General features: G+C 33.8%; 21 protein-coding genes and 3 pseudogenes. 12 read left to right on the top strand and 12 right to left on the bottom strand.

Annotated elements, in window-relative coordinates:
- Nucleotides 1-431: 431 nt before the first annotated feature.
- From MHB61_RS13170 to MHB61_RS13150, 5 genes are all read right to left on the bottom strand, one after another.
- Nucleotides 432-1,580 carry a replication initiator protein A gene (locus MHB61_RS13170; protein ID WP_235587401.1) on the bottom strand — a complete coding sequence of 383 codons (1,149 nt, stop codon included), beginning with the start codon at nucleotides 1,578-1,580 and terminating at the stop codon, nucleotides 432-434.
- 396 nt (nucleotides 1,581-1,976) lie between these two features.
- The gene (locus MHB61_RS13165) at nucleotides 1,977-2,180 is read right to left on the bottom strand and encodes a hypothetical protein (protein ID WP_058225200.1); all 204 of its coding nucleotides are present in this window, start codon (nucleotides 2,178-2,180) and stop codon (nucleotides 1,977-1,979) included.
- Nucleotides 2,181-2,256: 76 nt separating this feature from the next.
- Nucleotides 2,257-3,099, bottom strand: a complete 843-nt coding sequence (locus MHB61_RS13160; protein WP_052719839.1) for a ParA family protein — start codon at nucleotides 3,097-3,099, stop codon at nucleotides 2,257-2,259.
- A 204-nt stretch (nucleotides 3,100-3,303) separates the two neighbouring features.
- The gene (locus MHB61_RS13155) at nucleotides 3,304-3,654 is read right to left on the bottom strand and encodes a hypothetical protein (RefSeq protein WP_262652304.1); all 351 of its coding nucleotides are present in this window, start codon (nucleotides 3,652-3,654) and stop codon (nucleotides 3,304-3,306) included.
- Nucleotides 3,644-5,110: a Y-family DNA polymerase gene (locus tag MHB61_RS13150; protein ID WP_262652301.1), complete on the bottom strand. Its 1,467-nt coding sequence runs from the start codon at nucleotides 5,108-5,110 to the stop codon at nucleotides 3,644-3,646. Before MHB61_RS13150 ends, MHB61_RS13155 begins: the two co-directional genes overlap by 11 nt.
- 462 nt (nucleotides 5,111-5,572) lie before the next feature.
- On the opposite strand from MHB61_RS13150, the pseudogene MHB61_RS13145 reads away from it, so the two are divergent.
- A pseudogene (locus MHB61_RS13145) lies at nucleotides 5,573-6,889 on the top strand (type I restriction enzyme subunit R domain-containing protein); the annotation flags it as partial.
- A gap of 120 nt (nucleotides 6,890-7,009) precedes the next feature.
- Here the strand turns inward: MHB61_RS13145 and MHB61_RS13140 are convergent.
- The gene (locus tag MHB61_RS13140; RefSeq protein ID WP_137016514.1) at nucleotides 7,010-7,195 is read right to left on the bottom strand and encodes a hypothetical protein; all 186 of its coding nucleotides are present in this window, start codon (nucleotides 7,193-7,195) and stop codon (nucleotides 7,010-7,012) included.
- Complete coding sequence (locus tag MHB61_RS13135) at nucleotides 7,185-8,222, bottom strand: hypothetical protein (protein ID WP_249351778.1); 1,038 nt, start codon at nucleotides 8,220-8,222, stop codon at nucleotides 7,185-7,187. The genes MHB61_RS13140 and MHB61_RS13135 overlap by 11 nt, the downstream gene beginning before the upstream one ends.
- 393 nt (nucleotides 8,223-8,615) lie before the next feature.
- On the opposite strand from MHB61_RS13135, the gene MHB61_RS13130 reads away from it, so the two are divergent.
- From MHB61_RS13130 to MHB61_RS13095, 8 genes and pseudogenes are all read left to right on the top strand, one after another.
- A complete protein-coding gene (locus MHB61_RS13130) occupies nucleotides 8,616-8,819 on the top strand; it encodes a helix-turn-helix domain-containing protein (RefSeq protein WP_003139701.1) in 204 nt (67 codons plus the stop codon).
- Between the two features lie 18 nt (nucleotides 8,820-8,837).
- The gene (locus MHB61_RS13125) at nucleotides 8,838-12,095 is read left to right on the top strand and encodes a helicase-related protein (protein WP_137016512.1); all 3,258 of its coding nucleotides are present in this window, start codon (nucleotides 8,838-8,840) and stop codon (nucleotides 12,093-12,095) included.
- A 10-nt stretch (nucleotides 12,096-12,105) separates the two neighbouring features.
- A complete protein-coding gene (locus MHB61_RS13120) occupies nucleotides 12,106-12,819 on the top strand; it encodes a DUF4391 domain-containing protein (protein WP_003139705.1) in 714 nt (237 codons plus the stop codon).
- 15 nt (nucleotides 12,820-12,834) lie between these two features.
- Nucleotides 12,835-14,904: a site-specific DNA-methyltransferase gene (locus tag MHB61_RS13115; protein WP_003139707.1), complete on the top strand. Its 2,070-nt coding sequence runs from the start codon at nucleotides 12,835-12,837 to the stop codon at nucleotides 14,902-14,904.
- A gap of 124 nt (nucleotides 14,905-15,028) precedes the next feature.
- A pseudogene (locus MHB61_RS13110) lies at nucleotides 15,029-15,151 on the top strand (hypothetical protein); the annotation flags it as partial.
- Between the two features lie 42 nt (nucleotides 15,152-15,193).
- The gene (locus tag MHB61_RS13105; protein WP_153950994.1) at nucleotides 15,194-15,514 is read left to right on the top strand and encodes a hypothetical protein; all 321 of its coding nucleotides are present in this window, start codon (nucleotides 15,194-15,196) and stop codon (nucleotides 15,512-15,514) included.
- Nucleotides 15,511-16,359, top strand: coding sequence for a DNA methyltransferase (locus MHB61_RS13100; RefSeq protein ID WP_231288821.1), 849 nt, complete (start codon nucleotides 15,511-15,513; stop codon nucleotides 16,357-16,359). The genes MHB61_RS13105 and MHB61_RS13100 overlap by 4 nt, the downstream gene beginning before the upstream one ends.
- Nucleotides 16,360-16,375: 16 nt before the next feature.
- Nucleotides 16,376-19,399 (top strand): restriction endonuclease, encoded by a 3,024-nt coding sequence (locus MHB61_RS13095; RefSeq protein WP_249351776.1) that lies wholly within the window; start codon nucleotides 16,376-16,378, stop codon nucleotides 19,397-19,399.
- Nucleotides 19,400-19,442: 43 nt separating this feature from the next.
- Here MHB61_RS13095 and MHB61_RS13090 read toward each other — a convergent pair whose 3' ends face one another.
- The 4 genes and pseudogenes from MHB61_RS13090 to MHB61_RS13075 all read right to left on the bottom strand — a co-directional run bounded on the left by MHB61_RS13090 (nucleotide 19,443) and on the right by MHB61_RS13075 (nucleotide 23,000).
- Nucleotides 19,443-19,646, bottom strand: a complete 204-nt coding sequence (locus MHB61_RS13090; protein WP_040526182.1) for a helix-turn-helix domain-containing protein — start codon at nucleotides 19,644-19,646, stop codon at nucleotides 19,443-19,445.
- 283 nt (nucleotides 19,647-19,929) lie between these two features.
- A pseudogene (locus MHB61_RS13085) lies at nucleotides 19,930-20,131 on the bottom strand (IS3 family transposase); the annotation flags it as partial.
- 248 nt (nucleotides 20,132-20,379) lie between these two features.
- Complete coding sequence (locus MHB61_RS13080) at nucleotides 20,380-21,018, bottom strand: hypothetical protein (protein ID WP_003139711.1); 639 nt, start codon at nucleotides 21,016-21,018, stop codon at nucleotides 20,380-20,382.
- Nucleotides 21,018-23,000 (bottom strand): DEAD/DEAH box helicase, encoded by a 1,983-nt coding sequence (locus MHB61_RS13075; protein WP_137016510.1) that lies wholly within the window; start codon nucleotides 22,998-23,000, stop codon nucleotides 21,018-21,020. The genes MHB61_RS13080 and MHB61_RS13075 overlap by 1 nt, the downstream gene beginning before the upstream one ends.
- Before the next feature lie 457 nt (nucleotides 23,001-23,457).
- Between MHB61_RS13075 and MHB61_RS13070 the strand changes: the two genes are divergently transcribed.
- Genes MHB61_RS13070 through MHB61_RS13060 form a run of 3 tightly spaced genes read left to right on the top strand, consistent with a single transcriptional unit; the run spans nucleotide 23,458 to nucleotide 24,830 of the window.
- A complete protein-coding gene (locus MHB61_RS13070) occupies nucleotides 23,458-23,754 on the top strand; it encodes a BRCT domain-containing protein (RefSeq protein ID WP_137016508.1) in 297 nt (98 codons plus the stop codon).
- A 29-nt stretch (nucleotides 23,755-23,783) separates the two neighbouring features.
- On the top strand, nucleotides 23,784-24,239 hold the full coding sequence (locus MHB61_RS13065; RefSeq protein WP_058207054.1) for a hypothetical protein: 456 nt from the start codon (nucleotides 23,784-23,786) through the stop codon (nucleotides 24,237-24,239).
- 3 nt (nucleotides 24,240-24,242) lie between these two features.
- Nucleotides 24,243-24,830, top strand: coding sequence for a recombinase family protein (locus tag MHB61_RS13060; protein ID WP_058207053.1), 588 nt, complete (start codon nucleotides 24,243-24,245; stop codon nucleotides 24,828-24,830).
- Nucleotides 24,831-25,044: 214 nt separating this feature from the next.
- Here MHB61_RS13060 and pepG1 read toward each other — a convergent pair whose 3' ends face one another.
- A complete protein-coding gene (pepG1, locus tag MHB61_RS13055) occupies nucleotides 25,045-25,188 on the bottom strand; it encodes a type I toxin-antitoxin system toxin PepG1 (RefSeq protein WP_220093432.1) in 144 nt (47 codons plus the stop codon).
- Between the last annotated feature and the right edge of the window lie 703 nt (nucleotides 25,189-25,891).

Here is a 25,891-nt window from a genome sequence, read left to right as displayed (position 1 = left end):
TAAAATTTTTGGGCTTTAAAATTTAAGACCGGACTTTTTTATTTGAGTTTTGAAAAAACTCTATTTTTTACCAAGTAAAAAATAATGCTCCTGTCGTTGAGCAAACCAACGAAAAAGCACTAAAGAAATTGAAAAATGAATTTTTCACTCCCTTTAATGCTTGAATCGTCCTATAAGCTCATATTTTGCCTTTTAAGCCCTTTTAAAAGCATTCTGATGGCCGTTTTATTCATTGAGTTGACTCCTCTCTAACATACAACTATAATTGTAATTATAGTTGTAACTATAACTTTAGTTAAAGTAATCTTTATTCTTCTTGAAATGCTCTATTAAGGCTTCTCTTATAACAGCCTTTACTCCAATTGAAAAAGTATAAAAAAAATGAAAAACATTATTGATTTTCACTTTTTTTATTAAAATAGTACCCTAAATCATGTTGCTTTAGAATTGATTTTCGCTAGAGCTTCAAGTTTAATTCTTTCAAGACGAGCTAAATCATTTTGACTGGTTTCATTCTCATAATTAGAATTAGACCAAACAGAATCATCCATATTTAGGTTCTCTTTATTTGTTTCGTTTGAGTTTAATCTTTGTTTGAGCGATTGATTATTCCAGTATTCAGCAAACATATTTTTCATTGACCCAAATAAATAGTTTTCGTAATTGGTTATTTTATTTTCTTTAGTTCTAATGGCATTAAAATAGCGTCTTAGAGTATTAAGGATTTTTTCTTGTAATGCTTCTTCTTCGAGGACAAAGAATACTCCAAGTTCCTCATTCTCTTTGCATACAGCATTTTTAGCATTAAGAATAATACCAACCATCTTTCTAAGTTGTTGAGGAGAGTTACACCACATTTGAAGTAAGTTAATGGTTTCTTCACTAAGAAATAGTTCATGTGTCCCTTCTTTGAGGAAAGATTTTGAGTTCTTCACTAAATCTTGATTTTGGACTTTAAGTTGAGCTTCTGAAAAATTAGAAGATGAAAAGTCAAGTTCTTGAGTATCTTTAATATTATCTAAAGAGGTATCTAAGTATTCTTTATATTGATTGTGTGTGATTTTCACACTTCCGCTCGTAGCAAGGGTTCGAGGCTCGTTTTCTGGAAGTGTGATTTTCACACTTCCGCTCGTAGCAAGGGTTCGAGGGGGTTGCTCTGGAAGTGTGATTTTCACACTTCCGCTCGTAGCAAGGGTTTGAGGGGTATTTTGCACATAAACATCAGTTGCTTCAACAACAGGGCGTAATAAATATAAACGATTTGGTTTGTTGACTCCCATCCTTTTTTGAAATAATAATTCTGATGTTTGAAGTTCTTTTTTGATTTTAATTACTTTTTGATTCCCACTATCGAGCATTTCCATTAGTTCCTCATTTGTGAAAATAAAGTATAAATTATCATCTTCATCAACCCAGTTATTTTGTACGGAATAATTAAAACGGTCTTTTAATAACGCATAGGCAACTTTTGCATCGTTGCTTAATTTTTTATATTTAATATTACTAAATAAAACCTTTGGAAGTTGATAGTATGTTTCGCCATAAACTTCTTTGGCTTTGTAAAATTGCGGTTGGCTCATAACTTCGTACTCCTTGTTTATTAGAGCAACAAAAAAAGACTAAGCAGCCTATACCTACTTAGTCTTTTTCCTTTTCAAGCTTAATTTTACTTTAATTATTGTGGTTGCTTTTTTAGGAGCAATACGGTATAATTGTTAGTATAATTAAGAATGAAATGTGTGTCAAAGTTTAGTCCGCCAAGATAAAACTTTGATAGGCTAAGTAGTTTCGTTACAACTACTGTTAAATTTATCTCACTCATTAGGGTGGGATTTTTTTGTTCACTCTTTAAATTTTTTCGTTTAATATTTAACTAGATTCTAGCATAATGTAAGCAATTTAGCAAATAGTGAATAAGGTTTAATAGTTAATAAATAAACTAGTATTTAAATATACTAGTTTATTTATTAACTAGTTTAATTATTTCTTTCTAAAAATTCTCTTATTGCTTGCTCAGCCGTTTCTTTTATATTTTTCCCTGTCCTTGCAGAATATATTTTCAAGTCTTTATGAATATCTTCGTCAACTTTAATTAATTTTGTTGGTTGTGAAATTTTTTCTTTCACTTCAAAAGGTGTTTCTTTTTTTCCTGTTTTTTCTAAAAAATCATCTAATCCCATTATATTTTCCTCACATATTTAAAAGCTCATATAAGTAAATTAATTTAATAATCTACTTGTATATTAATATATTATTTTACTTGTTAATTCTTTCAAGAAACTCTTCAAAAACTGAAAGATACATAGCCAAGGTTTGTTTATCATATCCTTGATTTTCTGTGATACCTTTCGTACCCCAAGTTAGAACTCTAGCACTATATTTTATTATATTTTGAAAAGTAAGGTCACCAAAAGTTTCATAATATTTTTTTAAAAATGACCTGTTTGTTGCATTATCATCTTTAGTTAAATATGGAACAACTCCTAGTATCTCTAACTTCTCATTGTATTGTCGCATGTCATTCAAATAATTGAGATAAGAGATTGTATTCTCGTAGCTTTCTTCCTCAGCTTGAGTTGGTGCAATAACATAATCACTTGCAACTATACAGTTATGTGTGTAAAGAGAAGTGGTAGGTACACTATCAAAAATTATAAAATCATAGTCTTTTTTCAAATCATTAATTAGATAGGAATAAAGAAAGTATTCGTTGCTTTGTTTTAGATTTGTACGAGCGTATCTATCAAGTTTTGCTAGTTCCCAATCTCCTTGCACGATATATAAGTAATCGTCCAATTGAGTAATACAATTTTTTAAAGAATTATTTTTGATGCCTTCCATAAATGTTTGAGAAGCTTCATTTTTGACGGTAAAGTTCTTCATTAATTTTTTGGTTAAAGTTCTTTGGGGGTCGCTATCAATCAGCAATACTTTAATCTTAAATTTTACCATTATAAAAGCAAAAAGTGCAATTAACGTTGATTTACCCACTCCGCCTTTGAAGTTATTAAAGGTAAGTACAGGTGCTACAGGAAGAGATTTAATCTTTTTTATAATCTCTTTACTTTCTTTTGAAATAGTCCATAAGTTACTATCCATTATTTCTCCTTTTTTAAATATACTAGTAAACTAATTTATAAGTATATTATAATATAAAAATACTATTATGTCAATAAACAAGTTAATAAATTTATAAATAAATTAGTTTACTAGTTTATAAATATAATAAATCATTTATATACTTGATTAAATATAAAAGGCTATCCAAGTTGTTGTAGTAATATACAGCAAGGATAGCTTTTTTTATGATATATTTACGATTTGCTCAATGGATATGAGGTAGATTTTATCTGTTGATTTTATGCGAACTTGGTTATTGATAAATTCTGAAACAAAACCATAGACTTCAGTTAATTTATATTTTGATTGATATTTAACTTTGATTTGTACTTGATTTGAAAAAGACTGATTAAGAAGATGAAGCACTACATGATGTGGTAATGTTTGAATTACCTTATCATCTTTTTTTTCTTTTTCAAAAGTATTTTGAGCCTCCGTGAGTTCTCCAGTCGCAAATGCGCCCCATTTCATCATCCCTCTATCGTGATAAGCACGGATGACTTCATAGGGGCTGTATGAACGGTCAACTGACATCTTTTACCTCCTTGTCTTGACTTGCTGCATGACCTCCAATGAGTTTGTTCCGATAAATGACACGTGAACCCTCGGATAAACTACTTGCCTTTTGTATTGAAAGAAAATCGAAAGTTTCTCTAATCTCATCAATAGCTTTTTGGAGTGATTCTTGCTTTTTATTAGTTTGATTTTCTTCAACACTTTCAAATAAAGAGAGCTGTCTAACAGAACTATCAGAAAGTTGATTTCCGCTTATCCCTATTTGTCTTATCGCTCCCCCTTGGTACTTTTCACGAAATAAAGAGATTGCGAGGTCTTGCAATTCCTTTGTGTTTTGCGTTGCTTCAATATTGCGAGAAACCTTAACAGAAGAGTATTCAGAAGTAGAAGCAGCACCTGCATAAAGTGAAAGATTGCTTGCTAGTTTTCTGCCCTTTCTCAATCTTATCGCTAAGTTCTCAGCCATTTCTTTAATCACAAGTTCAATTTCTCTTTGCTTATGATAGTCACGTGGCAGAATTTGAGAATTGCTGAAGCTAGAAGATTTTGGAGTATATTTTTCCCTTACATTGCTTTCGTCGATACCGTTAGCATGGAAAAAATGTTGAAGTCCAATTGTTCCTAATTTTTGTTTAAGGAGAAGTGGGTCAGCATTCGCAAGCTCTTTGATAGAAGTGATTCCAAGTTTGTTTAATCGTTTCTCAGTTCGCTTTCCAATTCCCCAGAAATCTGTCATCTTAGGAATTGTCCATAGTTTATTAGGGACATCTTCATAACGGATTAGGGCTCTCATATTATCATTGTGCTTGGCATAGTTATCCATTGCAAGTTTGGCAAGCAAGGGGTTGTCTCCCATCCCAACAGTCACATATAGTCCTAGTTTATCTCGAATCTCACGTTGCAAGTCTAAAGCAATTCGATTCATCTGTTCATAACGATTTTTAATCTCAGGGTAGAAGAAGTTCAATGATTCAGTGATATCCAAAAAAGATTCATCAATCGAGTAGGAGTGAATCTCATCAATTGACGTATAATTGGTCAGTATATCTGTCACTTCAATTTTATAGTCCACATAGAGCTGCATTTGTGGAGGAACAATCCACGTGCGTTTCGCCCAAGATTCAATAAAAGCGACATATTGCAAAGTTGGTTCAGTTCGCTGTCCATGAATGTCTGTATGTGTTCGATACCATTTCGGATAATTGAACTTTCGTGTTTCTATAAGAAAAGGTAAATCGCTGGCACGACTGACATTTTTCATACCAAAAACTTTTTTAAAGGTTGGACTAGAGGCAAGCGTTAACCCTTTAGAATGATCTGCTCGACTCATGACACAAAGAGAAGTGGTCAGAGGATTTAAATTTCGCTGAACGCATTCAATTGAAGCATAATTAGACTTGACATCTTGAAAGAGGATGGCACGACGTGGTTCAAGCGAGTAGTCAAAGTATTGATTTAATTTTAATTGTTCCATTGTTCCTCCTAAATCAAAAATATCAGTTTTACTGATATTATATCTTTTTTTAGAGTGAAAAACAATCGAAATAAACACCAAAACTGATAACTTGGAATATTTAAGGGAAATTCTTAGTCCTTCAACATCCTTCCTATGCTTTTGGTTTAATAGAGTTAAACATATTATCATTTGAAAGAGAACGTGGAGAAATAATGGATAAATACTTAAGGCGATCCTATCAGAGAATGAATCAAATGTCTTTTGGAGGACAGGTTTTGGCTTGGTTCATTTCAATAAAGTTATCAGATTTGGTTTTAAAAAAATTTTAAAATATTGGTGTTCCTTTTTTTAATTTAATCCTAGGGTTTATATTATCAGTGCTTTTTCTGACTGTCGGAATGCTGCTTCTTGACTCTATTGAAAAAAATAAATAAGCGCTTTGTCCTTCGTCACGTCTTTTCCAAAATATAAAAATACATCAATTTGAGGGTGGCAATGACTTTTTCTCGAGATGAATCTAATCAACCTGGAACAAAAGAACAGAATGAAGCCTTAAAAAAAGCGATCAAAGAATACAGTAGTTGCTTCAATGTCCCTAGTCTTTTAAATGCTCAAGATCCGGCACGGGCCTACATGATTGATATCACTAAACGGCTCGCTCGTAAAAAACCATATAACCAAGGAAAAGATGAGGACCGATTAGATCTAGTGATTGTCTCGGATCAACTTCTGACAGGATTTGACTCAAAATATATTAATACGATTTATATGGATAAAGAATTGAGAGAGGGGATGTTAATTCAAGCGATGTCTCGGACCAATCGAACGTTTCAGTTGAACAGTAAACCTCACGGAAAAGTTCGGTTCTATCGTCAAGGCGAACAAATGAAGTCTTTTGTAGAAAATGCCCTTCGGATTTATACACGAGGGGGTAATGATACGCTTCAGGAAGCAGATGAAGACTAAAAAAATGAAGATATCCAATCCTTAGAAGACGAGCATAACCTGGCAGAACGCCAAAGTCATCAAATCCAAAAATTAACACCCGCTGTTCAAGAACTGAAAGCCTTTGCGGGAGAAGATTTTAGTCAAATTCCTCGTGGTGAGAAAGATTTAAAGCAATTTGTAAGGCTAGGGCTATAAACACAAAATAAAATTCAACAATTGGTTCAACAAGGCTATGAATTAGGGAGTGAAATAGACCTATTAGATGCTCAAGGAGAAGCCACTGGTGAAAAAGTTCGACTTGATATTTCTAGTTTTGAGGAGTTTGGGGCTTTGCAAGCAAGGCTTAATGATGCTAGAGAAAAATTACCCGAAGAGGAGCGTCCAGACCTCACAGAAATTAAAGTGGGCTTATCTTTATATGACCATGAGATTATTGACTACGATTGGCTGGTTGATCTCTTAAACCTCTTCATGGATCAGAAAACTCCTGAAAACAAAGCTTCAATTGAAAAACATATTCTCCCATTGGATGAAATGAGCCAACAAGAGCTCAAGGATATTATTGTAGATATAGAATCTGGGGAAATTAAGGAACACTTTACAAAAGCAACCTTGGAAGATCAAAGAAAGCACAAACGCTCGGATCGACAAGAGTTAAAAATCCGTCGATGGGCGGCCAATCAAAATGTCAATGGCAATCGTATTGTCCAAGCCTTCGATCTTTTCTTACCTGGTCACAGCCTAGTAGACAATTCTCAACTATCAGCGCTTGTTTCAGAAATTGAAGCAGAGGAAAACTTAAGCTTTTTTGGAGCCTCAGAGTTTGAGACTGCATTAATGAGCTTCTTCTATTTCCATGTTGTCTTGGATACAATGAAACGGCTTGAATTTCAGAGTATAGGTAATCGTTTCAGAGTATCAAAAAAAGCCCTAACCACGAGGGTTAGAGCTTGAAACACACATATTTATTTATGACTTGCCGCCACCAATTTTTCCTTTAGTAATAAAACTTAATGTTATAGAACCTAGCCCTGCTACTGCCACCAGAATATTGCCGATTCTCTTTTTATGCTTTTTTTGATGAAATGAACAATATTTTTCACCTTCTGGAATCTCTCTGCCACATTTTTTCTCTCTACAATAATTATTTGTCATTCTCGATTTCCTCCTCAATTGATAAACTATTAGGTATAAAGTGGAGTTCTAATAAATCTTCATTGTTTTCAATAAATTCAATAACGGCTGAAGTTGTATCAACGATATCCTTAGACAGGTAAGTGAATGGGTTTTTTGAAGTAGGCGGAAGATGACCATCCAGAAACAATGATTCTTCGCCTGAAAAATCTTCCATGATCATTTCTCTGAAGTCTTGAACAGCATAATTAAGAGCTTCATATTCTTTCAACTCATAAAGAGTTGCAATTTGAAAACTGAATGCATCTTTCAGGTAATCAAGATTATCTAGTGCTGTTTCAGCTAATTTTGCCTCTTCTTCAGCTTTGCTTTTAAATAAGTTAGATATGATACTTTCGTTTTGTTGTGACAATCTTAAATTCATCTTTGTTTCGTATAACTGGTTTAATAGTAGGTTATATGCATTTGTAGATTGCGATAATGATTCTAGAAATAATGTTTTTTTCACTTCTGGATCTTTGCTTAGTAAGGCGAATTTATATTTATCTTGAGCAGATTGAACCTCTGCATAACGATTCAAGTCAAAATTGCGATTTACCTTATTAATCTTGCCATCAAGTTCTTCAAGTTTGTGCGATATTTGTTGCAACTGCATCGTTAATCCTGCTGTTGCAATTGATGCCCCTAATTCTAATGGCATCTCTTTTATTGGCAGTTGTGCGAACATCTTTTTAGAGCTGGCATCACGTATTATTCCGACTGCTTCACCAGTTTTACTTTTTCTAATGAATTCTAACTCACCATTTGCAATTTTGGATGCAATTTCTTTTGAAATATCTAATGCGACTTCTTTTCCTTTCGATAATTGTTCCATTAATTGCGGTACATTATAAATCTGTGCACTCAAATCACCAATCAACTTTAACTTTTTCTTCTCTTCATACCTATCGAAAGGTCTTTTTCTTAGAGAGTTTTTATCACGATTTGAAATCCCAAACTCTTTTTTTATAAGTTCCCTGTCCGATGAATTGCCCATGAAATCACCCATTCTTGTTTTCTCACTTAATTATACCATTTTCAACCCTTTTCGCCTTATTGCAGATATGAATTTTTATTTAAACAGATAATCAAAAGAAAAGCCACAAGCGTCTCAGCCAGTGACCCTTTTACCGTTTTGCTTAATTGATACGAAACGGAGTGGGCTGAATAGCCTTATATAAATAGAATTGTGAGCTGACAGAGGTCAGGCTTTTTTATTTTGTAGGTGATTTTGTTGATTTTCAGATTTTGGATTACCTTGATTTATGCCATAGGGGGTAAGGGATGTTTTGGAACTAAAATGTTTGCGAACGCAAAAATAATTCATTGATACAAGATTTTTCTTTATTATTTGTGATACAATGGATAGTATATATGAAATTGCGAAGAGGGGGAGATGTTTATGGATATTACCTACAAAAAATTATGGAAGTTGCTAATAGACAAAGAAATTGGCAAAGGGCAGCTCAAAGAGCTATCTGGGGTAAGCGGTAATATTATCGCAAAACTTGGTAAAGATGAACCAGTGTCGCTGGAATCGCTCGTAAAAATAGCGGTCGCACTTAAAGTTGATATCGGAGACATCATCAGTCTAGAAGAAAAATAGGCAATTGGAGGCATCAACGTGGAAATTAAATTAATTGATAACAAAGGTGATAATACACTTGAGAACTTATTAAGCGACAAAATCACCAGCCATTCAAAGATAAATATTCAGACTGCGGCTTTTTCTATCTTTGCTTTTAACGCCCTGCAAAAGGAAATTAAACGCTCTAAAAAATTAAGAGTCATTTTGACGAAGTCTTTCTTTGAAAAAGAAGAAACTGGTTTTTTGAAACGTTATGAAATAGCCCAAGATTTAGAAGATATTAACGGGAATAAGTACGAGATTAAACTACGTAATCAGATGAATACGGCTTTCATCGCTCGTGAAACTGCAAAATTGATTGAAGATAAGGTAAAAGTGCATCAACTTGCATATGGTCACAGTGCTCTTGATGAATTGCTTATTGAAAATTCTCATGATATAGATGGAAACGTGGTTATTCCTGCTATGTTTAAATTTACCTCAGATGGTATTGGATTGACTAAATCAAACAACTTAACGCCGATGACTGCAATTATTGGAGAACCCAACCATTTAGCGGGTCTTAAAGCTGATTTTGACGAAGTGTGGAATGATTCATCGAAATCAAAAGAAGTTACTCAAAAAGTCCTAGAAAAGGTTAAAACCATCTATCAGGAAAATTCGCCTGAGTGGATTTATTTCGTTTCGCTTTATCATATCTTTCATGATAAATTGAGTGAGCTAGATGAGCAGGACATTGCACCAGACGGATCTGGATTCAAAGACTCAGTCATTTGGAATAAACTCTATCAGTTTCAAAAAGATGGAGTTATGGGTCTCATCCGTAAGCTAGAAAAGTACAATGGAGCGATTCTAGCAGACTCGGTTGGTCTTGGTAAAACATTCTCTGCTTTAGCAGTTATCAAATATTTTGAATTGCAGCGTAAGAGAGTACTGGTTTTGGCTCCCAAAAGATTAAGAGATAACTGGACTCTTTATAATACGCCAGATATTCGCAATGTCCTATACGATGACTTCTTTAACTATACTGTTCTCAATCATACAGATTTATCACGATACTATGGCATGAGTGGTGAAATTAAACTAGATACCTTCATGTGGTCTGATTTTGATTTAGTAGTCATTGATGAATCGCATAATTTCCGAAACAATGATACATCCGTTAATCGAGAAACAAAGAGTCGCTATCAAAGATTGATGGAAGATATCATTCAAGCAGGTCGTAAAACTAAGGTCTTAATGCTTTCTGCAACACCAATTAATAACCGTATGGCAGATTTGAAAAATCAGATTGGTTTTATGACTGAGGGTAAAACGGATGCTTTATCTAAGTATGGAATCGCAGATATCGATACGGAGTTAAAATTGGCTCAAACTGCCTTTAATCGATGGATGGAATTAGATGAAGAAGAACGCACAACGCAACATTTCTTAGATGGAGTGAACCCAGGATATTTCAAATTGCTCGATATGCTTACAATCGCACGAAGTCGAAAGCACATTGAAAAATACTACGATAAAAATGCAATTGGTGATTTCCCTGAACGTTTAACGCCAATCACAATAAAATCAGATATTGATTTAGCTAATGGCTTTCCAAATCTTCAAAAGGTATATGATGATATTGGTGGTCTAAATATGTCCATGTACCAGCCGATGCAGTACGTGAAGTTGGATAAAAAAAGATATTATGAAGAATTGTATGATACTAAAGTAAAAGATGGAAAATCATCATTCAAACAGGCTGACCGAGAACAAGCACTTGCCAAATTAATTCGTGCCAACTTGCTGAAACGACTAGAAAGCTCTATATATTCGTTTGGCTTAACGTTAGATAGAATGGTGGACGGTATCAATGGTATTCTTGAGCAAATTGAAAAACACAAATCAGGAAATGTAGAATTATCTTCCATTACAGATTTCGATGATGAAGATTTGGAAAATGCCTTTGATGAGCAAGCAGTCGGTACAAAAACTAAAATTCTATTTGGAGATATGGACCATATTAAATGGAAACAGGCTCTTGAAGAGGATTTGCTTGTGCTGAGAAGTTTACAGGTAGTGTCGCATCATGTGACACCAGAGTTAGATGCTAAACTTCAAGATTTAGAAGATATATTGAAAACAAAATATGAGCATCCGTTAAATGATAACAACAAGAAAGTCATTATCTTTACGGCCTTCGCAGATACTGCTAACTATCTATATTTTAATTTGGCTCAAAGAGTAAAGGAAAAATACGGCTTAAATTCAGCTCTAGTAACGGGTGGTTCAAGCAAAAATCAGACGACCCTAAAAGGCGTGAACGTCAATGACATGGATGATATTTTGACGAACTTCTCACCACTATCAAAAGGTCGTGCTCAAATCAATCCTGGTGCAGTGGATGAAATTGACTTGCTGATAGCAACTGATACAATCTCAGAAGGTCAAAACCTGCAAGATGCTGATTTCCTTATCAATTATGATATTCATTGGAATCCAGTCAGAGTGATACAGCGTTTTGGGCGAATAGACCGTATTGGCTCACAAAATAAGCAAATTCAATTAGTCAATTTCTGGCCGAATGTTGACTTAGACGCTTATTTAAACCTAGAGCAGCGTGTAAAAGGTCGAATGGTTATACTTGATACAGCAGCCACAGGAGAAGATAATCTGCTCTCTACTGAAGCAAAACGTGAAATGAATGATTTGAAGTATCGGAAGAAGCAGCTTGAGCAATTACAAAGTGAGGTTATTGACCTTGAAGATGTATCTGGGGCAATTTCCATTACAGACATGACCTTCAATGATTTCAAGGCAGATTTACAAAATGCTTTGAAAGACCATGAGAAGCAACTCAATGAAGCCCCACTTGGAATGTATGCGATTGCTGATAGTCAAATTTTCCCAGAAGCGGAGCCTGGAGTGTTATTAACGCTTAAACAACGGGATGAAGGACTTGGTAAAGAAAATTCAATTTTACCTTACATTGTAATTTACATGAAAATGGATGGCAACGTAAAAATCAACTATATGTATGCCAAGCAGGTATTAGACTTCTTCAAGAAGTTGAGTATTGGCAATAAAGCTGTAAACCAAGAATTAGTTGATGCTTTCTATGCTGAAACAAATGGTGGCAGTGATATGAGCAAGTATTCTGAACTGCTTTCAAAAGCAATAGAAGCTATTAAAGGTAAGCAAGAAGAGGTTGGGATTGCTTCCATGTTTTCACCAGGCGGGACTAGCGTTCAGATGGAACTATTAGATGATTTGGATGACGTAGAATTGGTTTCATTTCTTATTATCAGATAGGAGTCAGTAAATGGAAACAAAAAATATCGTGAAGTGGTGGCTCTTTCCAAAGGCTACTATCATTAATAAAAATTTGCCGAAAATACAAATCTTCCCACATATGAAAAATGCAAAAGATAAGCAGTTTTTAACTGACTCGGTACAAAGTATCTATATGCTTGCCAACTTCAAATCAGAGAATACCAACATTCTAAGTTTTGAATCTGAAGATGAACTTTATACGGAAATTTGGTTCTACTATGTAAAGACGAAAGAAAAAGGGAATTCAGAGAAAATCTTCAAATTGCTTTCTAGTTTAATTCCTTATCCGTTGGTTGTTTTGACGGATGAAATAGAAGACTTTACGCTTTATACAGGTCGCTTTGAAAGACAGCCTAATAATTTTCTAAAGTTAAAGAATATCTATCCATCACCAATCTACAACATTGATAGTGCAGAATCTGTTCTTGCTGATTTAGATTTGTCGGAATTACCCCGTCAGAATTTTAAGGTGTTTTATGATGGCTTGCGTGACGAACTAGCAAAACAATTAGCAGCCAATCAATATGGTGTAGAGTCAGACGGCATCACGGCTGACAAAAAAGACCAACTTGATATATTGAATAAGCAAATAGAAGCATTGAAAATGCAAGTCAAAAAAGAAAAGCAACTCAATCGAAAAATTGACTTGCAAATGCAGCTGAAAAAAGCAAAAGATGAGTTGAAAAAATTACTTGAACAATAAGGAGCTATAACTATAATGACTGAGACCAGGCCAGACCAACTAACTAGTGTAGATGTTCATTCTGTTGATATTACAGCCGAGAACATTCAAAAGCTAAAAGAATTGTTTCCAGAAGTTTTGACAGAAAAGAAAATCGACTTTGAGAAACTTCGCTTGATACTAGGTGATGAAGTCGATAATTCACCTGAAAAATACAGCTTTACATGGAATGGCAAGAAACAAGCGATGAAATTGGCACAAAAGTCAACTACGGCAACGCTTAAACCCAATAAAGAAAAGTCAAAGAATTGGGATGAAACAAAGAATATCTACATTGAGGGCGATAACCTCGAAGTATTAAAGTTATTGCAGAAGTCTTATTCTAACAAAGTCAAAATGATATACGTGGATCCTCCGTATAACACGGGTGGCGATTTTGTTTATAAAGATTCTTTTGGCGATAATTTGAATAACTATTTAGAACAAACAGGTCAAATTGATAGTCAAGGTAATAAATTATCAACCAATAGTGACACGGATGGAAGATTTCATACCAACTGGCTAAATATGATGTATCCAAGATTGAAACTAGCTAGAAATCTTTTAACTGAAGATGGCGTAATTTTTATCTCTATTGACGATAAAGAAGTTGATAATTTGAGAAAGGTATGTGACGAAATATTTGGGCCAACTAATTTCGTTAACGCAATATCGGTAAAAATGTCCGAATCCTCAGGTGTAAAAATGGCTCATACGTCTAAAAGACTTCCAAAGTTAAAAGAGTATGTATTAATTTATAAGAAGAAAGATATTATTCTAAAAGATATAAAAATTGCCAAAGAGAAGTGGGATGATGAATATAAATCCATAATGACTGAAATCACAGAAGAAGAATGGAATAAAATGTCTGAGATAATTTCAGATGTTGAACGTTCCGAGTCTGATTTTACTTTTGTTAAAAAGTTATTGGACAAAGCAAACTATATGAGTCTATCAAAATATTTTCGAGAAAAAGAAATTACTTCTAACGAAGAGAAAAATAAATTCAAGTATGCTAATGCTTGGAGAATTTTCCAAACTGTATCTATGGGGAGTGGAACATCGAGTGAAATCGTAGAATCCCGAAGAAATTTATTAAAAAAAATATTTTTTCCTTATGTTACCAGTACAGGACAGCTTTATGTAATCAAAGGTGATTTTGATGAATCGTCAAGAAAACCTAGAATGCAAGTCTTATTTGCTCAAGATTATTTAAGTTATCATCCCGGGGATTTTTGGACAGATATTAAGACAACTGGGCTAGATAATGAAGGTGGAATTCCATTTAAGAACGGAAAGAAACCTTTAGCTCTAATACAGCGATTAATTGATATGGCAACAGATTCAAACGATGTTATCTTAGATTTTTTCTCTGGATCAGGTACAACAGCAGAAGCGATAATGAAATCATCCGCAACTGACAATAAAAATCATAATTTTATTCTAGTGCAGTTGCCTGAAAGTTTGGAAGAATCGTTGAAACAAGCCAAGGATAATAATGAAAAGAAAGTAATTAAGAATACGATTGACTTTTTAGATGGATTGAATTTGGAAAGAAATATTACGCAAATTGGTGAGGAACGCATTCGACGTGCAGGGGAGAAAATTATTTCTGAAAATCCTGATTTGAAAGGCAAACTCGATATTGGTTTTAAGGTCTTTGAGCTTAGCGACTCAAATATCAAAAAGTGGAATGTCGATACAGCAGATTTGAATGAGCAAATCGAAATGCAGCTTGAAAATATTCACTCTGATGCAAACAATCTTGATTTGGTTTATGAAATTATGTTGAAGCAAGGTTTGGATTTGAATTTGCCAATCGAAGAAATTAAAGTTGACGATGCAACGATTTATAAGATTGCTTATGGTGCATTGTTCATCGTGCTAGGTAGCAACATCAAATCTGACGTTGCAAGTAAGATAATTAATATCGTCAAATCAGACGAATTAGAGGAAGTTTCTATTGTCTTGCAAGACACAGGTTTTGTGAATGATAGTGAGAAATTAAATGCCATCGAAATATTGAATGCTGGAGGCGTGCAATATGACGATATATTAAGTGTATAAGAAAGGGATTGTCGGACTTGACAAGCATAAGGAGGAATTTATAATATGACGAACGAACGAACAGGTGAATTAGGTCAAGTATCTAGTCATTCACTGGATGTTCGTGAAGATTTGATTCAACGTTATCTTTATTTCTATTGACGATAACGAACAATCAAATTTAGAGAAACTATGTGATGAAATTTTTGGAGAAAATAAATTTATCGGAAAATTTTTATGGAACAAGTCTCAAAATCCTCCAAGTTTGTCTATAACTATTAGGCATAAATATGAATATGTTCTTTGCTATGTGAAAAATGAAATCTCCAATAAACTTTTTGGAGGCATTGCCACTGGTGGAGATAGTCCATTGTTTAATTCAGGAAATAATATTGGTGTTTTAAGATTTCCCGAAGGTAAAGTTAAATTTAACATACCAGATGGCACATACAGTCGAAAGATAATTGAACAAGTTGAATTGTTAGATGACGTAATTGTTAAAGATGGTTATAATTTGAATGCTTTTAGTCTTAAAAGTCAATTCCGTTGGGGGCAAAACACATTAGAGAAAGAAATAGAAGATGGAACTTTACTTTCTATAAAAGCGATAGATTTGCTCCAAGATATGTGATACAGGGAGATAGAGTTGTAATACCTTCTGATATCCTTTCTAATAGCGAAAATGGTGTAGATACGAATGAAAGAGGTCGAAAAGAACTCGAGCAATATGGATTAGACAAGTATTTCGATTTTCCCAAACCAACGAGTCTAATTAGCTATTTGGCTAACATGGTTACTTATGATAGCAAAGATAATATTATTCTTGATTTCTTTTCAGGATCAGGTACTACTGCGGAAGCTATAATGATAAATAATCAAGAATATTCTTCTAACAATAAGTTTATACTAGTTCAGTTACCAGAAGTACTTGATGTAAATTCAGATGGTTATAAAGATGGTTACAGAACAATTCCAGAAATAGCTGAAAAGCGAATAGATTTAGCAGGTGACAAAATTATTGCTGAAAATCCATTGTTAGGTGGCCAACTAGATATTGGTTTCAAAGTTTTCGAGCTTGATAAATCAAATGTCAAAAAACGGAATACAGAAGCTCAAGATATTGTGCAGCACTTAGAATTTATCGAGGACAATTTTGAACAAAATTCTACACCTCTGGATGTTGTTTACGAAATCATGCTGAAACAAGGTCTAGATTTGACTTATTCAGTTGTAGAGCACCAAGTAGGTTCATCAACTATCTATGATATTGCTTATGGAGCCATATTTGTTGTTTTGGGTGATGCGATAGAAAGTAACGTAGCAGATTTCATTATTCAACAACGGGATGAAAATAGTGCAGATAATAGTGTGGTCGTCTTCCAAGATAACAAGTTTGTAAATGACAGCGAAAAGCTAAATACGATTGAAGCACTGAATGCCAATGGTATTCAATATGACGATATTTTGAGTATTTAAGAAGGTGAAAATAATAATGACAAACTCAAATATGAAAATTAAATTTGATACGCTTGATTACCAGACTGAAGCAGTCAATGCTGCAGTCCTCGTTTTCGAGGGGCAAACAATTAAAGAATCAAATTTCACCATTACGGATGCGTCACCGCAAGGAACGTTATTTGCCGATGATGGAATTGGTGTTGGTAATCGAGTAATTATTAATTCCGAGCAGATGTTAAAAAATGTCAATAAGGCACAAATCCTGAATGGCATCGCACCTAGTGATAATCTTTTTGGGAACAATGATAACTTCCCTCAGTTTAACATTGATATGGAAACTGGGACTGGGAAGACTTTTGTTTATCTCAAAACTATTCTTGAATTGAATAAAAAATACGGTTTCTTGAAGTTTGTAATTGTTGTACCAAGTGTTGCGATTAAAGAAGGGGTTATGAAGTCTTTTGAAATTACAAAAGACTATTTCAAGAATCAATATAGTGGTGTGGTTTATGACTTGTTCATGTTTGACAGTGCCAAGTCCAAGTTGAATCGTGTACTCTCATTTGCTTCTGCCAACACCATTGATATTATGGTTACAACCATTCAAGCTTTTAACAAAGACACGAATGTCATGAACCGTGATAATGAACAGTTGTCTGGAGCGCGTCCGATTGACTTGATTGCCGAAACGCATCCAATTGTCATTATTGACGAACCGCAGTCGGTGGATAATACTGACGGTGCAAAAGAAGCCATTTCTAATTTGAATCCCTCCGCAGGATTTCGCTACTCAGCAACCCACAAGGATACATCTTACCCAACGATTTATCAATTGACGGCGGTAGATGCTTATGATAATCAATTGGTAAAACAAATTGAAGTTGCTGGTATTCATATGGATGAAGATGGAAACCGTGCACATATGAAGCTTGTAAGTGTTAAGAGCTTAAAATCAGGCATATCGGCTCAAATCGAAGTTTATAAAAGAACAAGAAACGATGCCAATAAAAAAACAATCAAGTTTGTTGCTGGCAATGATATGTATAATAAGACGGGGTTGCAAGTGTATGAAGAAGTCGGTTTTATTAAATATATCGATACAACTCCCGGACAAGAAGCTGTCTATTTTTCGGGGACTCCTGATAAGATAACTCTTGATATGGCAACACTAGAAGATGAAGCAATAAAACGTGGTCAAATCACAAAGACGATAGAATCTCACCTAAATAAAGAATTACAGTTTGCTAAAGATGGGAAACGTATCAAGGTTCTAAGTTTATTCTTCTTGGATAAGGTTAGGAACTATCGTATATATGATGAAGAAGGTAATCCGCAACTTGGGCGATATGCTAAAATTTTTGAAGAAGAGTATCAAAAGTTAATACGTTTACCGAAATATAAAGTGCTTAATGACGCAGAAGTACCTGTTGGAGAAGCCCATGATGGTTATTTTTCAACTGACACTAAAGGAAAATTGAAAGATTCTAGTACAGGTGATTCAAAAGACGATGAGTCAACTTACACGATGATTATGAAAAACAAAGAAGGCCTGTTGACCTTTTATGATGAATCGAAAGGCAAAACTGCTAAGGCTAACAAGATTCGATTTATCTTCTCGCATTCCGCTTTGAAAGAAGGATGGGATAATCCGAATGTCTTCCAAATTGCGACCTTGATTGAAACCAAAGATACGATTACCAAACGTCAAAAAATTGGACGTGGTTTACGTATCGCTGTTGACGAAAATGGGGATCGTGTGCCAGGATTTGACGTCAATACATTAACGGTAATGGCAAATGAAAGCTATAAGGATTTTGCTGAAGGGCTGCAGAAAGAATATGAAGATGATGGGGTTGTCTTTGGTACTTTTGACAAGGATACTTTCGCAACTATTATCATCAAAAGAGATGAAATTACTGATGAAATTGAAGTTCTTGGTAAAGAAAAATCCGCTAAATTATTTGATGAGTTAAAAGAAAAGGGCTATATCAATGGTGCAGGTCGTGCAACAGATGAATTGAAACAAGCCATTAATGAGAACCAGATTGAAGTGAGTGAGGAATTTGTGGTACTCGCTCCAAAGATTCTTGAAATTGCAAAATCGAAAGTGAAGAGTCTCAAGATTAAAGATGCAGCAGAAAAAGTAGAAGTCAAGGTTATCAAAGAAGCCTTACCAGAAGACTTCTTACAACTGTGGGATAAAATCAAATACAAGACTACTTATCGAATTGCATTTGATACAGATGCGCTAATCAAAGCAGCAGTAGAGGGACGCGGACTTCTAAAGGGAATTAATTCTATTGAAACACGTAGGGGAACGTATCTTTATAAAACAGGACTTCTTGAAATGAATGAAGCAGGTGTAACAGCTCAAGATGGTAGTGAATCAGTTGTACGTGCAACGACAGGTGATGCTTATCAACTGCCAGACATTATCACCTACTTACAAAATGAAACGAATTTAACTCGAAAAACAATCGTTTCAATTTTGAAGGCAGTCGATAATTTAGAGATGTTCAAGAACAATCCTCTTGCCTATATGAATCAGGCAGCTAAGATTATCAATACTTATAAGAATCAACTTATTGTTGAGGGTATCCAATACACTAAGACAGACGATGCATATGAGCAGTCATTGTTTACGACTGAAACTTTGAATGCTTATCTTGGCGAAAACGGTAATTCCGTAGCAGTGGATAAAGGTAAAGCCAAAACCTTATATGATTATGTAGTGACTGATTCAGAGGTCGAACGAGAGTTTGCTCGACAAGCAGAACTAGACGATAACGTGAAATTCTATATCAAGATGCCAGATTGGTTCAAAATTCGCACTCCGCTTGGTCCTTATAATCCCGACTGGGCGATGTTGTATGAAGAAAATGATGAACAAGTTCTTTATTTCATCGTTGAAACTAAAGGTGATACTAATGATGACCAATTACGTCCTCATGAACTTGCTAAGATAATAGCAGGAGAGAAACATTTCAAAGCTGTGAGTACAGATATTACATTCAAGCGAGCGAAAACAGAAGCGGATGTTCGTCCAGCTTCATTTTAATCAAAAAAGATGACAAGCAAAATTTTTGCAAGTCATCTTTTTTCTATTCTTCCACAATCTCAACGATATCATGTAAATTGCAATCAAGTGCCACGCAAATACGAAGTAGGATATCGGTTGTGACGTTATCACCTTTGCCCAGCTTCGCAATAGAAGCAGAGCTAATGCCAGTCATTTCTCGTAGTTTTGCTTTGTTCAAACCTTTATCAATTAGTAATTTCCATAATGGGTTGTAACTAAATTTCATATCAATCCCCCGTCTATTTATTCATCATTATGTTATAGTGTTGTTCTTGCTCAAGTTTCTTGAAAATTAATTCAAATGTACTTTTACATTGTTCAACTGGAATACTCTCAGTCACAAAATTAATATCGTCATTGAACTTATTGCTTGCACGGCTTAGGTATGCCAGCATTGATTGAGCAATTGAATACTGAGTAGTATCTTGCTTTCCATCTGGTGCGGTTATGATGAAATCATCTTTGTGCTTTTCTAAAAGCGTATCACGAATTGGACCAATGTCAAATATTTAGACACAAAATGAGCTATATTTTCTTAAAATATTTTTCATCTTTCTGATTTGGAGTTAATCCATTGTTTGCTGAATGAGGATTATAGTTGTTATAAAATTGTTCGATGTATTCAAAACAAGAGAGTTGCACTTCCTGAATGGAGTGATAAGTTCTTCTGTTTATTTCCCTTTGTTTAAGGTACTTGAAAAACGGTTCTGTTGCAAAGTGACGTTAATTCAAGTTTTTAGAGTCAAAAACGTATAATTTTAATATCTTTATTTTAAGTGATTACTTTTTCAAATTGATTAGGCGTAAGATACCCTAAACTTTGATGTATTCATCATAAAAGCGCAAAGTTGATTGCCTTTGCCACCCCCCCATATTTTTTCTCTATTCTTTTTATTCAATTTTATACTTATCGAATAAACTTTGCAATAGAACCTCTTTTCTCATCAATGCTAATTTCATCATAAATCTAAAAAATTTTGCTCTGTTTCTATATTCAATAGATCATGAAGTTTTTCCATGGTAATTTTTCTATTTGGAACACCTATTTTATAGGTAGCATTACTTTCATAATTTATATCTAAATGTTCAAGAGGGTGTAAATTCCCATTCTCATGCTCAAAATCTTTATCATATCTGATGTATCCTGTTTCATATGTTAAAAGATTTTGTAATATTTTCCAATCAAATCCTAATTCTGACTTCTCTGCTTCAGCAAGTACATCAATTATTGCATCTGTGGGATTTATATTATCCTGCAAGTTATCAAATAATATTTTCAAATCATATTTACTTTCTGAATCAATCTGGATTCCCGAACAATACAATAAAATTTTATTTCCTTTCTCAATACTTACGTGAAATGGAAAGGCTATTGAAAAATATTTTTCATCATTCAATCTGAAAAACAACCGATTCATCTTACTTACATATAATCTAAAATACGAATCATTATTAGGGCATCTGTCTTCAAAATTTAACGATAATAGAGTAGTAACTGTTTCAAATAAAATATTTAATATATCAAATTTAGAGCGAACAGGTTTTTGAGCTAATTTTACTAAATTTGGAGTCATCGGATAATAAAAATCTTTTTCCATTACTTATATGCCTTGTTTACTAGTTCAACACTATTTTTTATCTTTTGATAGTTAATTGGATCATTCTTAACTTCCGGAGTAGTCAAAACGAATTCTTTTATTGAACGTTTAGCGTCTTCTTTTATAATACCAAGTTCTTTGAATACCTCTTCAAAAACTTGTGCTTGTGTTTTAGTTTCTGCTTCTTTTAAATTATTTAACTCTGTCTCATCCATTACTTCTTGCGGTTCATCAATCATTAAATATCCAGTATTTAATATATCGCAAGCAATATCATTATATTTTTTCATAAATCCTATCGTATCAGAACTAATAAAAATAGATTTTATAAATGAACGAGTCATTGCAACATAAGTAGCATTTAATTTTTTTATATTGTAACTATTATTTTTTTGGACGCATATCACAAATGAGAATTCTAATCCCTTAACATTATTAATATTAGAAAGTGTTAAACTCCCCTTTCTTTTTGCTTTACTTTCAACAAGGGAGTTAACTTCCCAGTTCATTTCTAAACCAATTTTTGTTTGTAAACTATCCAAAAATTTCTTACCATTATCAAGGGAGATAACACATATATCATCAGGAAGTAGAGTGGAATAATTATCTTTAAGTTGTTTGATTTGCTCTATTACTTTATCAACAACATCTTCATTCTCCTCTGTAACAATTATATCGAAAGGTAAGTCATTTTGTGGTAAAGTATTGTTAAATCTCTTAAAATCTGGCCTAGAAATTTTATACTTACCATTTTTTTGTTTTTCGGATTTATATCCTATTTTTTTAAATTCTTCGGGAGAGAACCATCTCACGGCTTTTTTTTCTAACCAGTTAAATGCATATGTTTGCGCAAATAAAACCGTCTTAGAAGATGTACGATAAATCTTTTTTAATACAAAATCTACATTATCATTTACTGGAATATTATCAAAAATATTTTGAAAAATATCACTTGCAACATAAACCCGACTTCTCGTTATCTTTTCAGCAAGTTTGAAAAAATTTTCTCCAAAATCTTGGCCCTCATCAATCAGTAAATAATCAATAATTGGTTCAAAATCCGAGATTAGCTCTAGTTGCTTTAATGCATTCTCACAGACATTTTCAAAATTATTATTTTGAGAATAATTCTCAAACTTCAATCCATATTCTTTTGTTATATGATAATAAAGCCCAAAATTACCACTACTTGCTGATCCCCAACTATGTCCAATATACAGTCTATCATCCTTAATTTGGACATCAACTTTTAATAAATCAAAAAACTCAGGAATTCGATTTCTAAGAGAATCAGCTAATGCCTTATTATAACAAGTGAAAAAGACTTTAGAATCTGTATTTGTTGCATAAATTGTTCTTAATTTATGCAACAACAATTCTGTCTTCCCACTTCCAGCAAGACCTTGAATTGTTATTCTTTTATGATTGGGCTCATTAAAAATAAAATCAGATTGATTTGAATCAAACAACATTATATTTCGTTTCGTTGCCTCAAGTAAATCCTGAGTTGGCTCTAACACTTTATTAGTTATAGTATTTACATTTCCAAGATAAAGTCCTACAAGAGCTTTGACTTTTGGTAATTCTGTTTCTGATAGATTTTCTAGATTATCTTTGAATGTGTCAAAGTCATTATAACTAATTGGCTCTGAAAATACATCTTTTCTCCATTTTCTGATACGTCCAAGCTCATTATCATATTTGTACTTACTGACCAAGACTCCAGTATCCTCAACAAAGTCCTCAATATAGTCAAAAAAACCTTCATCATCATTCCCTAGATTAACAAATATTCCTTTTTTCCCTGAAATAAACACAGTCAGGGCATCAACATAATCGGATTCTCGCCCAATCTCTGTATTTTGGAATACATAACACGGTTGATTCTCTCGTTCAGACCAATCAGAAAGTTCTTTTAAAAATTCATTAAACTTCTGGTTATCAATTGTTCTGCTAAAAAAATATTGCTTTTTTTCTTCCATAATTACTCCTTGTTCGACTTTATTCCTTCCATTATTTTTAGAGTGTATCGAAAATCTCCTCAGATTCCATTGCTATACTACCACATATTTTATGATTCATACATTTAGCATTGAATAAGTTGAATCTGAATCTATTTCTAATAAAGAAACATTTCTTTATTTTTATTATAACACTAATCGGTTCTGTTGCGAAGTTTATCAAAAAAGTATAGAAGTACAATTTTAAGTTTTTGCCTATGCTTATATTGACGTTAAGTCAAGTTATTAGAGTCCAAATAATATTGAAAAATAAAAGAAGTAGCAATGACTTTTGATTATCGGGTACTTTTTTATATCTTTATTTAAATTTAGTCCATCAGGGTATACTCTAATGGGCTGTTTTGTTTTTGTGATATAATAGGCTTTATGAAGGCTCATTAGAGTCTGCCAAAATGTTAAATTAAAAAGAGGTGGGGAATTGTTAGAAAATGAATATTTCGTGTTCACTGGAACACTCACCACAATGACGAGAAAACAGGCGCAATCCATTATCTCAGGGTTAGAAGGTCATAATCAAAGTAGTGTTACGAAAAAGACCACACGACTGGTAACAGGTTATTTCCCAATTGATTTAATCAAAGGCTATTCCCCTTCTCAAAAATTGACAGAAGCAGAACAAGCGATTGAATCAGGACAACCTTTAATTATCATGAGTGAGAAAGAGTTTGTGGATTTTTTAGCCCAATTTTTCCAATTACTATCAAAAGGATTGTAAACAATAGAAACAGAAAGAGAGAAAATATAATGAGAAAAATAATTACATTTGGTAGTCTTGTTCTTCTAGCTGTTTTTGGACTTGTCGCATGTAGCATGAATTCCAAAAAATTATCTGAAGAGAATATTGACCGTATTCATTTTACTATTACCAATGGAAGTATCTATCAATTTCAAGAAACAGATCTTAATATCAAGAAAAAAGAAATGGTTTCATCAATTGTTGATTCTCTTGATGAGTTGGAATTATCTCAAAAAGATGAAGTTAAAGATACTGGTGGTTTAGTCGGTGCTAACACCTATACGCTTGATTTGAATCGTGGGACAAAATTCGTTAGAAGATATATGATTTATGGCGATTACATCACTATTGGTAAAGAGAAAAACCATCAAGTGATTTATAAAGTGAATCATGAAAAACTAGATGATTTAATGAAAACGTTGGACGATCTAGCAGAAGCCGATAACGATCAACAAGGGGAGTAGAAAATGGCAAAAATAGGTTATGCTCGTGTTTCTAGTAAAGAACAAAACCTAGAAAGACAAATACAGACTTTAGAAGGCGTTTCTAAGGTCTTTTCAGATAAAATCAGTGGACAATCTACCGAACGTCCGCAATTAAAAGCTATGCTGGACTATCTACGTGAAGGCGATATAGTCATTGTGACTGAATTAGATCGTTTAGGACGAAACAGCAAGGATTTAACGTCCCTAATGAATCAGATCCAACAAAAAGGCGCAACATTGGAAGTTTTAAATTTACCTTCAATGAATGGGATTGAAGATGAAAATTTGAGACGATTGATTAACAATTTAGTCATTGAACTCTACAAATATCAAGCAGAATCAGAGCGAAAAAGAATTCGTGAACGTCAAGCACAAGGTATCGCCATAGCCAAACAAAAAGGACTATTCAAAGGGCGGAAGCCAAACTATCAGATTAATGATCCATTACTACAAAGAGCTTTTGAATTGTATCAATCAAAGGAGTATACCTTAAAAGAGATCGAACAGCACACAAGAATACCGATTAGTACACTCAAACGTTATTTACAAAAGCATAATATTAAAAGATAGTTTTTTACTGTCCCCCACACTCCAACCACCGCCACCGTTTAGGGGGACAGTAAAAAAGAAGGCTTACGCCTTCACTTCCGCTCAAAATATGATATAATAGTAATGAAAAGAGAGATACGCGACAACGTACCCCTCTTGGTGTAGAACCGTTTAAGACGGTAGCAACTTTTAGTTATAAATTGTAACCAGTAAACCTGCTAAAGTTTATGACTGGTTACTTTTTTTTGTCGTTTTTTAGCAAATTAACAATCAAACTGATTAATGCAATGGTAAACATACCAAAGCCTAAAATCGTTTGAATTGTCTCATATGCGGACAAAAGGCTACTCCTTTCAACAGATTTTGTGAGTACATTCATACGCACCACCTCCGCTTCTATTGAGTCGCCACCGTCATAACTTTTCTACTCTTCTATTATACCACAAAACATGCTATAAACCTAGATATGACAAGGTTTTAGCGTGTTTTTTTGTTTCTAAAAAGAACAAAGTGCAAGTTTCTTCTTCGCTCCAGCCACCTCCACTGCTACGAAGAAACGCCTTGCCTGCAAGGCTAAAATCAAAAGCGGTAGAAACGAGGCTTCGCCTAGTTTCTTTGCAAATACAAATACCTTTGCACGCATAAAAATCTTTGCAAATTAATTTGCAAATATACGTGTAAAGGTATTTGTATTTGATTAAAGACTTTCCTCGAATGGTAAAAGCTAAACGTTCGTTACTCTACCTCAGCTACTTTCTTTTTTCAGGCGTCTCATTTTGCAGTGAGTAACGTCTCATTTACTGTTAGCTACCTTAACATAAGCAGTCAAAACCGCAAGGGTCAAGATGAACTCACATTGTTCGCCCTTGCGGTTTCTTTGTGCGTATGTTTCGTTCACGTCACAGCAAACGAAACGAACACACTGGCGAAAATGAACCACCTAAACGAAAAAAGAAAGGAGCAAAATATGTAGAACACTCACAGCTTTTACCATTCGAGGAAAACAGCTTCACTTCCTCAAAAGCCTAACAAAAATGATTTGTCAAAAATCAAAAAAAGAAAGAAAAGAGGACAATACAATG

Source organism: Lactococcus sp. FSL K6-0773, from assembly GCF_038006485.1.
Lineage (GTDB): Bacteria > Bacillota > Bacilli > Lactobacillales > Streptococcaceae > Lactococcus > Lactococcus lactis.
The sequence above is the reverse complement of the archived record's forward strand: the minus strand, read 5'-3'. Positions and strand labels throughout refer to the sequence as shown.